Here is a 12,002-nt window from a genome sequence, read left to right on the forward strand (position 1 = left end):
GGTGCATCCGGCACACGCACAACCCCCTCACCCTGACCCTCTCCCCAGGGGGGAGAGGGGAAACAGCGATCGGTGCGCGCATCCTCATTGCTCCTGCATCGCGTGCTGGAGGCCGTTGAGGACCGGCGAGAACACATAGTCGAGGATGGTGCGCCGCCCGGTCAGGATGCTGCAGGTCACGCGCACGCCGGGGAACAGCTCGTAGGTCTTGCCGCCGTAGTCGAAACGGGTCACCGGCAGCTCGACGCGGACCTTGTAGTAGGACTGCTTGTTGGCGTCGAGCAGCGTGTCGGGGCTGATCGTCCGCACCCGCCCCTCGATGTGGCCAAAGCGCGAGGCGTCGCCGCCGGCCAGCGTCACCACCACCGGCTGGTCGGGGCGGACATAGCCGATGTCCTGCACCGGCAGGCGGGCGTCCACCACCAGCTTGCCGTCGCGCGGCACCAGCTCCACCACCGTTTCGCCGGCCTTGACGACGGCGCCCTTGGTGGAAACGGCCAGCGTCTTGACGATGCCGTCCATGGGTGCCCGCAGGCTGCTGCGGTCCAGGCTGTCCTGGTAGCGGGTCAGGCGTTGCGACAGCTCGTCGTGGTTGCGGCGGGCCTCGTCGAGGGCGTTGCGGCTCTCCTCCTCGTACTTGCGGCCGATCCACACCAGCTTGCTGCGTGCCTCGGCCAGCGCCGCCTCGGCCTGGGCCAGCGTGGCGCGGTCCTCGGCAATGGCGCTGCTGACGCGGGCGTCGTCGCGCAGAAGCTCCAGGTGCTTCATGCGGTTGGTGATCTCGCGCTTCAGCAGGGTCTCGCTGATGGAGAGCTGCTCGCGGATCAGCCCCTGCGCCACCTGGGAGCCGCCGATGCGCGCCCGCACGGCGGCCACCTGCTGCTCGCGCTGGGCGATGTCCTGGCGTTGGATGTCGAGGTCGGAGGCCAGACGGTCGCGGCGGGCGCGGAACAGGTCGCGGGTCTGTGCCACCAGATCGGGCCGCTCGCGCAGCAGCCGCTCGGGGAAGTCGATGGCCTCGCGGCGCCCGACCTCCGCCTCCAGCCGCGCCGTGTCGGCGGACAGCGAGCCGAGGCGCAGCTTCAGCTCCTCCAGGTCGGCGCGGATCTTGGTCTGGTCCAGCTCGACCAGCACCTGTCCGGCGGTGACCGAATCGCCTTCCTGCACCAGGATGTCGCGGACGATGCCGCCCTCGAAATGCTGGACCGACTGGTTGTAGGACAGCGGCACCACGTCGCCGGGCGCGCTGCTGGAGACGTTCAGTTCGGCGAAGGCCGCCCAGCCGAGCGCGGCGAGGAAGGCGGCGATGCTGACCGCGAACAGGCCGTCGCCGAAGCGGCTTTCGGTGTCCGCGGTCTGCGTTCCCATCAGGGCGGCCGGGAGGGCAGCCGGGACGACTGTCGGAATGGCGTTCGGCGCGGACGCCGGGCCGGCGGCGGGCTTTCGGGTCAGCAGGGGAAGCGGCTTCATGGCGTCACCAGCCCCGCCGGCTCGCGGACGGTGGCCGCGCCGTTCGGTTGGTCGAGGTCGAGCACCAGGGAGGCGCCCTGGAGGATGCGCGGGTCGTGGGAGGCGATGATCACCGTGTGGCCGCTCCGCGCCAGTTCGATCAGCGTGCGGTAGACGGTGGCGGTGCCTTCGGAGTCCAGCCCGTCGGTCGGCTCGTCGAGCAGGATCAGCCGTCCGCCGACCGCCAGGGCGCGGGCCAGCGCCAGCCGGCGGCGATGGCCGGTCGGCAGCTCGTGGCCGAAGTTGCGCAGCGGCGTGTCGAGCCCCTGGGCGCAGTCGGCCACCGTGCGGTCGGCCCCGGCGCGGTGCAGGACGGCGTGAAGCTCGGTCTCCGACAGGCGCGGGTTGGCGAGCAGCAGGTTCTCGCGGATCGTGCGGTTGAGGAACACCGGCTCCTGGGGCAGCAGCCCGATCTGCTGGCGCCACCAGGAGGGGGCGAATTTGCGGATGTCCACCCCGTCGGCCAGCACCGCGCCCTCCTGCGGGTCGGCCAGACCGGCGATCAGGCGGATCAGCGTCGATTTGCCGGAGCCGTTGCGGCCCTTCAGCACCAGGATGTTGCCGGCGGGCACCGACAGGGTCAGTCGGCGCAGCAGCGGCGTGACGCCGCCCGGCGGGGTGAAGGTCAGGTCGCGCAGTTCCAGCGTGCCGGCGTAGCGGGGCAGGCTGGTGCCGCCGGTCGGCTCGACCGCGGTGCGGGCGAACTGCTCCAGCCGCGCCTGCGCCTGCCGGGCCATCGCCAGAGACTCGCCGATCTGGGCCAGCCGGGTGAAGGGGGCAAGCGCGCGGCCGACCAGCAGGTTGATGCCGATCAGCGACCCGACGTCCAGCTCGCCGCGCACCACCAGAACGGCGCCGGTGGCGATGACCGCCACGCCCTGGAGCGCCTGGAGGCTCTGCGCCGCCGACTGGGCGCGGCCCTGGCGCATCGACATGCGCTCTCGGAAAAAGCGCAGGGCCTTGGCGGCGCGCTGCCAGTCGCCGAGCAGCGGCTTGGCGCCGCCGAACAGGGCGACCGCGTCGCGCCCGACGATGGCGGTGGTGACCAGCCCCTGGGCGTCGGCGCCGGCCTGGGCGAGGTCGCGCCCGACCGCTCGCATGTCCGCCTGGGCGAGCAGCCCGGCGGCGATGGCCAGCAGCGTGAAGACGAGGCAGATCGCCGCCAGCGGCCAGGAGATCAGCGCCACCACGAGGATGAAGCCGAGCGCGAAGGGCAGGTCGAACAGCGTCGCGAGGTTTGCGGAGCCGAGCGCGGAGTCGATCTGCTCCGGCGCCCGCAGCGCCTCGCGCCGGGCCGCGTCGCCCTCCGCCGATCCGGCGCCGCTGCGCGCGGTCATCAGGATGCCGAAGGCCCCGGTGGTCAGCCGCTCGTGCTCGGCCCGCCCGATGCGCCCGGCGATGCCCAGCCGGACGTGGCGGAACAGATGCTCGAAGGCGATCGACAGGACGACGCCGACGGTCAGCGCCGCCAGCGTGGAGTCGACGCCGTGCGTCACGTAGCGGTTCAGCACCAGCATCGTGTAGAAGGACGAGGCCAGCCCGAGCAGGTTCGCCGCCAGAGACGCCGCGAAGACGCGGGCGGTCAGCCGCAGGTTGGCGCGCAGCCGGAGCACCAGAAGACCGATGGCGCCGCCGCTCATCGCGGGTCTCCCGTTCCGCGCCGGCCTGGATCGCGTCCGCCCTGGTCGCGGAAAGCGCCACGGCCCGGCGCGGTCAGCTTCGGCATCGGCTTGGTCTGGATGTCGGTGGCGTTCAGCCGGCCCATGGCGGCGAGCAGGCGGTAGCCGGCCAGCACCAGTTCCGTCTCCGCCGCGGCGGCGTCGCTGCGCGCGTTGATGAGAGTCGTCTCGCCCGACAGGATGTCAATCAGCGACCGGGTGCCCAGCTCGCGCTCCGACCGCGCCACGTCGAGGAAGCCGGCGGCGAGGCTCGCTTGGTCATTCAGAAGCTGCACTTGGGCGCGGGCGCTTTCCAGCCGGTTCCAGCTGTTGCGGACGGTCTCCAGCACCGTGCGCTCCTGGTCGGCCCAGGTGGCGTCGGCGGCCCGCAGGTCGGCCTCGGCCAGACGGATGCTGTTGAGCGCGGTCAGGCCGGTGTTCAGCGAGAAGGTGACCTGGAGCTTGAACAGCAGCTCGTTCTGCCGCCCGGATTGGCCGGCGACGTCGCGCTTGATGTTGTGTTCCACGAAGCCGTCGATCCGCGGGTAGAGCGTGCGGCCGCGCACCGAGGTCACCGCCTCCTGCGCCGCCGCGGTGGTCAGGGCCAATTCCTGGAGACGCGGGTTGTGGCGGCGCGCCTCCTCCACCGCCGCGTCCATCGAGACGGGCAGGCCGGCGCGCGTCATCGCCAGGACCTGGGCGTTGCTGACCTGGAAGGGGACATGGCCGAAGAAGGCCTGGAAGCGGCTCTGCGCGTTCTGCGTCGCCTCCTCCGCCGCGACGCGGCGGGCCTGGGCGCCGGCCAGCTGGCTCTTGGCCTGAAGCACGTCGGTGGAGAAGCCGAAGCCCTCCTGAAGCCGCACCTCCTCCAACCCGGTCTGGCGGCGGATGTTGTCTTCGGACTGGCGCGCGAAGGCGAGCAGCTGGTGGGCGCGGACGAGGCTGGCGTAGGCGGTGAGGCCCTCCACCAGCAGCTCCTGCCGGGTGCGCTCCACCGCGATGTCAGCGCGGACCAGCGTCACCTGGGCGCGCCGGATGTCGGCGTTGGTCGCGTCGAAGTCCCAGATCAGCTGCGTCGCCCGCGCCGAAAACTGGGACGCGTTCATGTCCGTGTTGGGCAGGCCCGCCGGCTTGGTCGTGCTCTCGCGCCCGCCGTTGGCCGACAGGCTCAGCGTCGGGAACCAGCCGCCATGGCTGACCCGCAGGGCGTTGCGGGCCCCGTCGGCGGCGGCCTCCGCCCCGCGCAGGCGGTCGTGGGTTTCCGTCGCCTTGCCGATCAGCGCCACCACCTCGTCGCGCGGAGCTGCAACTAGAGATTGTGGCGCTCCGGTCAGGAGCGGAAGCGCAACCGTGGCGATAAGACAAAACTTGTGCATGAGGGTCCTGGAGATCGCCGCATGTCTAAGCCATTCGGCTTACAGCGATGATGATCTTAGTCGAGAACTCTCATACTCATTTAGGACAAAACAGTATCCAAATACCTAAAAATGCGTCGAATTCTGTCAGGCGCCTATGAATTTTCTGCGACCGGCACAATCGTCGAGGCATGGGTTGTGGTGTGGTGTGTGTCCACGGCGTGAAGCGCGATCGCCCAATCGCCGCTGTGGGTGTCCGGGCCGTTTTGCACAACCGGAATATTGTCCGGCAGCCCCAGACCGGAGGAGAGGAGTGCCGCGTAGTCGAAGCGCCCATGATCGGCCTGAGGCGATGGCGATGGCGATGGCAATGGCGACGTGGCCAGCGGCTGGTTGTGCAGCTGCGCCGCGACGGTGGCCTGCGCGTCGAAGGCGACGCCGGCCACCAGCCGGCTGCTGCCGTCGGCCATGGTCATGCTGGTGGTGCCGAGGATCTGGCTGCCGGCCAGAGTCGTGTCGGTCGGGGTGGCCGTGGTGGCGATGGACAGGATTCCGGCCTCCGCCAGAGTGCGCAATTCGCCCGGCTGGCTCACCCCGTCGCCGTCGGCGTCCTGCCAGACCTGGAGCGTGGCGAAGCTCTCGTCCGCGGCGTCGATGCGCCCGTCGTGGTTGCTGTCGAGCGAGGCGAGCGCCTCCAGGCTGCTGTTGAAGCCTTTTCCGAAATGCTCCGACACCAGCTCGCGCCCGTCGTCGATCTGCCCGTTGTGGTTGTCGTCGCGCACCAGCAGGGCGTTGCCCTTGCCGACCCAGCCGGTGCGGTCGGCCACGCCGTCGCCGCTGACGTCGAACAGGACGCCGTCGGTCAGCGCCCGCAGGGCCAGCCCGTCGCCGGCCATGTCCAGCACGATGGGGTCGCTGGCGACGGTGGTCAGCTTGATGTTGTCGACGCGCAGGATCGGGTTGACGCTGTTGTCGCTGGTGTCGGAGGTGCCGAAGCCCAGCGACAGGGTGGTGTTGGCCGGGATGACGACGCTGAATTTCCCGCTGGCGCTCGCGTCCTTGGCGAGCAGCGTGACCACGCCGTTGACGCTGACGAAGGCGAAGTCGTGATAGCCGGGGTCGGAGAAGATGAAGGTCCAGTCGAAGGTCAGCGTCGTGTCCTTCGTCACCGTGACGGAGGTGGCCAGCTTCATCGCGTTGCCGAAGGACGGAATGGTCCCGGTCGCCGTGGCGATGGAGCCGTGGGTGAGGCCGAGGAAATCCTCGAGCTGCGTCGGCGACTGTCCGCCAGCGGAGGTCAGGGTGCCCTCATGCCCGTCGCCGGTCGCGCCCACCGTGGCGCCGCCGGTGTAGCTCCAGCCGGTCAACCCCTTGTCGAAGGAGCCGTTGGGGATCAGCACGCCGGGATGCAGGGTGACGGTGTCCGTCGCGGCGGAGAAGGCGCTGCCATCGCCGAGGGTGATGGCGGTCTTGGACCCGGCGCTGCCGGTGGTCTGGTCCCAGGCCCGGATGGTCAGGGCGCCGTTGACGGTGGCCGGCACCGCGGCGTTGGGCTGGAAGTAGAGCCGGTCGGTGGCGCGCAGCAGAAGGGCGGAATCGCTGTCGTTGACCGCGCCGACGAGGCTCCAGGTCGCACCGTTGTCGGTGGAGAACCACCAGCGGCCATAGCTCTCGTCGGTGCCGGTCAGGGCGATGCCGACGACGGCCCCCGCGTCGGTGTCGGTGACGTTCCCCGGGCCGCTGCCGTTCAGCCCGACCAGCTTGGACACCGCGAAGCCGACCGTGCCCGCGGTGGGGGCGGCCAGGGCCTCCGCCGCCACGGCCACGTCGAGGTTGGTGTCGATCAGGACGGGGGAGGCGTTCGGCGGCGCCACGGTGACGCCGATGGTGGCGGTCGCGGTCAGCGGCCCGCCGGACCCGCCGTTGCCGAGATCGTCCACGACGATCCGGATGGCGTCGGCCCCGGTGTAGGCGCTTGCCGTGTAGAGGAGCCCGTTGGCGGCGCCGAGCAGCCCGTTGATGGTGGCGAGCGTCGCGCGGATGGTGACGGTGTCGGTTCCGTTGCCGGTGATGACGGCGTCCCACCCGGCGCCGGCCAGGGTCAGCGTGCCGTGGCCGGCGGTCAGCGTGACCAGCATCGGCAGCGCGCCGGCGTCGACGTCGACGTCGGACACCGACAGGCCGGTGACCGCCACCGCCACGCCCTTCATCGTCGCCAGCGCCGTCGTGCCGGCGGTGATCTGCGGCGCGTCGTTGACGGGGGTGACGGTTCCGGTCAGGGCGATGGTGTCGGCGCTGTAGACGGTGCTGCCGCCGACGCCGGCTGTCAGGTCGACGCGGCCGCCGGTGACGATGGGGGCGCCGCCGTCCTCGATCAGCCGGACGGTCAGGGCCGGGGTGGTGCCGTTCCAGTCGGCGGCGGGAACGAAGCGCAGCATCGCGTTGGCGGCGACGACCAGGGCCGAGCCTTCCGCCACCGCGCCCACGGTGATCCAGGCGGAGCCGGACCAGTATTGCCAGACGCCCTGCCCGGCGGTCGCCGCGTTGCCGACGATGGCGACACCGGCGAAGCCGTTGGCGGCGGAGCCGCCCGCAACGGCGTCCGCGGGATCGGAGAACAAATGGCCGAACAGGGCGGTGACGCTGGTGCCCGTCGGATTGACGGTGTCCTCGGCGATGGTCGGCAGGGTCGCCGTCGTGCCCGTCGCCACCGGGGCGTCGTTGACCGGAATGACCGTGCCCGTCAGCGCAATGGTTCCGGCGCTGTAGGCGGTGCTGCCGCCGACGCTCGTCGCGTCGACCCGCGCGCCGCTGGCGATCGCGCCTTGCGACGTGTCGACCAGCCGGACGGTCAAGGCCGGCGTGGTGCCGTTCCAGTTGGCGGCGGGAACGAAGCGCAGCGCCGTGTTGGCGGCCAGCAGCAGGCCGTTGCCGCCGCTGACCGTGCCGATGTCGGCCCAGGTCGCCCCGGTCCAGTACTGCCATGCCCCTTGCGCCAGGGTGGCGGCGTTGCCGACCACCACCACGCCGGCCAGCGTGTCGGCCGCCGAGCCGCCGCTCACCGCGTCGGCGGCGTCGGAGAACAGATGGCCGAACAGGCTGGCGACGGTGGTTCCCGCCGGGTTGGCGGTGTCCTCGGCGATGGTCGGCAGCGTGGCTGCCGTGCCCGTCGCCACGGGGGCGTCGTTGACGGGGGTGATCGAGGTGGTCAGGGCGACGGTGCCGGCGCTGTAGCGGCTGTCGCCGCCCACGCTCGCCAGGGCGACCCGTCCGCCGCTGGTCACGGCCCCTTGGGAGTCGTCGATCAGACGGACGGTCAAAGCCGGGGTGATGCCGTTCCAGTTGGCCGCGGGAACGAAGCGCAACGCCGTGTTGGCGGCCAGCAGCAGAGCGTTGCCGTCCGAGGCCGCCCCCACGGCGGTCCAGCCCGTGCCCGTCCAGTATTGCCACACACCTTGCGTGGTCGCTGCGTTGCCGACGATGGCGATCCCGGCGAAACCATTGGCGGCGGAACCGCCGCTCACGGCGTCCGTCGCGTCGGAGAACAGGTGGGCGAACAGGCTGGTGACCGTGGCACCCGCCGGGTTGACGGTGTCCTCGGCGATCGTCGGCAGGACGGTGGTCGTTCCGGTGGCGACCGGCGCGTCGTTGACGGGGGTGACGGTCCCGGTCAGCGCGATGGTACCGGCGCTGTAGACCGTGCTGCCGCCGACACCGCCGGTCAGGTCGACGCGGGTGCCGGTGACCAGCGGCGCGCCGCCGTCCTCGACCAGCCGGACGGTCAGGGCCGGGGTGATGCCGTTCCAGTTGGCGGCGGGAACGAAGCGCAGCGCCGTGTTGGCGGCCAACAGCAGCCCGTTGGCGTCGCTCGCCGCGCCGATGCCGGCCCAGGCGGTGCCGGTCCAGTACTGCCACACGCCTTGCGCCGCGGTGGCGGCGTTGCCGACCACCACGACACCGGCGAAGCCATTGGCGGTGGACCCGTCGCTGACCGCGTCGGCGGCGTCGGAGAACAGGTGACCGAACAGGGCGGAGACGGTGGCTCCCGCCGGGTTGACAGTGTCCTCGGCGATGGTCGGCAGGGTGGCCGTGCTGCCCGTCGCTACGGGGGCGTCGTTGACCGCGCTGACGGCAGTGGTCAGAGCGATGGTGCCGAGGCTGTAGCGGCTGTCTCCGCCGGCACCCGTCACGTCCGTCCGCTCGCCGCTGGTCACGGCCCCTTGCGAATCGTCGATCAGGCGCACCACCAGGCTCGGCGGCACGCCGTTCCAATCGGCGGCGGGCAGGAAGCGCAGCTTGGTGTCGGCGGACAGCAGCAGGGCGTTGCCGTCCGACACCGTGCCGACGGCGGCCCAGCCCGTGCCGGTCCAGTACTGCCACACGCCCTGCGCGGTCGCCGCGTTGCCGACGATGGCGATGCCGGCGAAGCCATTCGCGGCAGACCCGCCCGCCACCGCGTCCGCCGGGTCGGAGAACAGATGGGTGAACAGGCTGGAAACGGTGGCGCCCGCCGGGTCGGCGGCGTCTTCAAGGACCGCCGGCAGAAGCGTCGTCGTTCCGGTGGCGACCGGCGCGTCGTTGACCGGAGTGACGGTCCCGGTCAGGGCGATGGTGCCGGTGCTGTAGACGGTGCTGCCGCCGACGCCGGTCGTCAGGTCGACACGGCCGCCGGTGACGACGGGCGTGCCGCCGTCCTCGATCAGCCGGACGGTCAGGGCCGGGGTGGTGCCGTTCCAGTTGGCCGCCGGCAGGAAGCGCAGCTTGGCGTCGGCAGCGAGGATCAGCGCTGTTCCCTCCGCGACCTCGCCCACGGAGGTCCAGGCGGAACCGGTCCAATATTGCCAGACGCCCTGCGCGGCGGTCGCCGCGTTGCTGACCACCGCCACACCGGCGAAGCCGTTGCCGGCGGAGCCGAACACCGCGTCGGTGGGGTCGGAGAACAGCCCGCCGAACAGCGACGCGACGCTGGCGCCCGCTGGATCGGCGCTGTCTTCCGCGATGGGGGCCAGGACCGCTTGTGCGCCGGTCGCCACCGGGGCGCCGTTCACCGGGGTCACCTCCAGCGTCAACGGGGTGACGTCCCCCGACAGCGGGGTGGTGCCGCCGACGCCGGTCAGCGTGAACAGCCGGTGTTCGGCGCCGCTGAAGCCTTCGGCCCATTCGCTGTTCACCGCCCGCAGCCCGAGCGACGGCGCGGTGCCGTTCCAGTTGGCGGCGGGCAGGAAGCGCAGCAGGGCGCTGTCCGGAAGCACGAGCGCCGCGCCGTCGCCGACCGCGCCCACCGCCAGCCACACGTTGCCGTCCACGCTGTATTGCCAGACGCCGACTGGGGAGTCCGGGTTCGCCACCACGGCGACGCCGATCACGCTGCTGCCGGCCTCGCCGGGCCGGAACATCGCCTCGATCAGGTGAAAGACGGCGAAGCCGGCCGGGACCGCGGTGCCCTCGGCGATCGCCAGGGCCTTCGCGAAGGCCGCCGCGTCGAAGCCGGCCGAGAGGGTGGGGGCCGCCACCGGCGGCACCGTCGCGGGCGGGGTGACAGTGGCCGCCTCGATGGCGCGGGCCACCTGCTGCTGGATCTGCGCGGCGACGGCAAAGGGGTCGCTGGTCAGCGCCTTGGTGACCGCCGGGGAGGCGGTCGGGGCGCTGGTGGTGGGCGCGGGGGCGGTGACGCTCGGCGCGGCGGTGTCGGCGCTCTTGGCGGTTCCGGCGGCGTCGAAGCTGATCGGCTTCAGCGCGGGTTCGCTTCCCATGCTGGATTTGGCGGCGGCCGGAGACGCCTCGCCCTCCGCCGAGGAGGCGTCGGTGGAGGCGTCGGCGGCTTCGCCCTTCGCGTCCTCCTTGGCCCCGTCTTCCTTGGCGCCTTCCTCTTTGGCGCCTTCCTCTTTGGCGCCGTCCTTCTCGCCGCCCTCGTCCTTGCCGCCCTCCTTGCCCTCGGCCGGGGCTTCGGCGACCTGCTCGGCGGATTTCTCCCCGCCGCCCTTTTCACCGCCCTTTTCGCCGTCTCCTTTGGCGCCGTCCTTGGCCGCCTCTCCCGCGGGCGGCGGGTTGGCGAGATCGGCCAGCGCCTTGTTCTCGGCGGACACGGGAACTTCGCTGCCCTGGGCGTTCTGCTGCACCGTCTCCGCCGTCTGGCGGGCGGCGGCCAGCGCCGCTCCGGGGGCGCGCCCGTCCGCCAGCGCCTGCCCGAGCGCGGCGTTGAAGGCGGCGCCGGACCCGCCGAGCGCCTGCACCGCCTGCTGGACGTTCTGCCCGCTGGCCAGCGCCGCGATCAGCCCGTCGCTCTTGACGCCCTTCGCGGTTTCGGCGGACAGGGCCAGCGCGGTGGACACGGTCTGCTGCGCCGAGCCCAGTGCGCCGGACATCTCCTGACCGCTGGACAGGGCCCGCCCCAGCGCCTCGCCGAAGCCGCCGGCCGCCGCACCGTCGAGCCCGGCGGCGGCGGCGAAGGTCTTGACGGTGGCCGCCACATTCTGGCCGGACGACAGCGAGGCGACCAGCGCGTCCGCCGGTTTCGCCGGCACGGCGGCAGCATCCTGCCGGGCCGCCATGTCCGTTTGCGCCCGCGCCGAGGCGCCGAGCGCCGCGTCCGGCTGCGCGCCCTGCGCCAGCGCGTCGTTCAGGACGCTGGTGAAGGCAGGGTTGCCGGCCAGCGCGCCGCCCGCATCGTCGGTCTTTCCGGCGGCCAGCGCGCCGAGCAGGCGCGCGCCGTCGGTCTGTTCGACCGCGACGGAATTGGTCTGGACCGCGCCGGCGGCGCTCAACGCCTGAGCCTCGGCAATGGCGCCGGCGGCGTCGGCGCCGCTGGACAGGGCGTGTTCCAGCGCTTCGGCGAAGTGACCGCCCGATCCGGGGCCGAGCGCCGTCACCGCGTCCTGCACCCCCACGCCGGAGGCGAGCGCCGCGGCGAGCTTGTCGGACGGCGAGACGGAAACGGCGTCCGGCACCGCCGGGGCGGTGGGGGAAGCGGTCAGAGCCTGCGACAGGGCGGCGATCGGGTCGGCGGCGCCCGCCGGGCGAGCGGCCGGGTCCATCACCCCGCTGAACAGCGCCGCCGACAGGTCGGACGCCGTCTTGGAATCGTTCGCGCCGCCCGGCCCGATTCCCTGTCCCTGGGCCAGGGCGACGGCCAGGCGCTGCTCCCCGGTCAGCGCCGCGGTTTCCTGGGCGGCTTCCGCCATGCGCGCCGCCGTGCCGGCGGCGATCCGGCTCGCCTGGGCGATGGCCTCATCGGGCGTGGCGCTGGCGCCGACCCCCGCCGCGACGTCGCGCATCCAGCCGTCCGCCACGCTGCCCGCGGCGCCGTCCGGCAGGCCCTGTCCGGTCAGCGCCGCCGCCAGCTTCTCCTGCACGGCCTTCAGCGCGCCGGGATCGCCGCCCAGCAGCACCGCCGCCGCTTCGGACGCCAGGGCATCGGGGATGGTCAGGAGCGGGGCGGTGGCGTCCAGGGTGTCCGGCATAGTGGCCCTCTCGCCATCGC

4 protein-coding genes are annotated in these 12,002 nt (G+C 72.3%); all 4 read right to left on the reverse strand.

All coding sequences use genetic code 11. The annotated features are described in order from the left end of the window. Window positions 1–84: 84 nt before the first annotated feature. The 4 genes from AMK58_RS14065 to AMK58_RS30490 all read right to left on the reverse strand — a co-directional run bounded on the left by AMK58_RS14065 (window position 85) and on the right by AMK58_RS30490 (window position 11,982). Complete coding sequence (locus tag AMK58_RS14065) at window positions 85–1,470, reverse strand: HlyD family type I secretion periplasmic adaptor subunit (protein ID WP_059399085.1); 1,386 nt, start codon at window positions 1,468–1,470, stop codon at window positions 85–87. After that, complete coding sequence (locus tag AMK58_RS14070) at window positions 1,467–3,149, reverse strand: ATP-binding cassette domain-containing protein (RefSeq protein ID WP_059399086.1); 1,683 nt, start codon at window positions 3,147–3,149, stop codon at window positions 1,467–1,469. The genes AMK58_RS14065 and AMK58_RS14070 overlap by 4 nt, the downstream gene beginning before the upstream one ends. Continuing rightward, window positions 3,146–4,543, reverse strand: coding sequence for a TolC family protein (locus AMK58_RS14075; RefSeq protein WP_236778262.1), 1,398 nt, complete (start codon window positions 4,541–4,543; stop codon window positions 3,146–3,148). Before AMK58_RS14075 ends, AMK58_RS14070 begins: the two co-directional genes overlap by 4 nt. A gap of 134 nt (window positions 4,544–4,677) precedes the next feature. Then, the gene (locus tag AMK58_RS30490; protein ID WP_059399087.1) at window positions 4,678–11,982 is read right to left on the reverse strand and encodes a hypothetical protein; all 7,305 of its coding nucleotides are present in this window, start codon (window positions 11,980–11,982) and stop codon (window positions 4,678–4,680) included. Between the last annotated feature and the right edge of the window lie 20 nt (window positions 11,983–12,002).

Source organism: Azospirillum brasilense (assembly GCF_001315015.1).
Classification (GTDB): Bacteria; Pseudomonadota; Alphaproteobacteria; order Azospirillales; family Azospirillaceae; genus Azospirillum; species Azospirillum brasilense.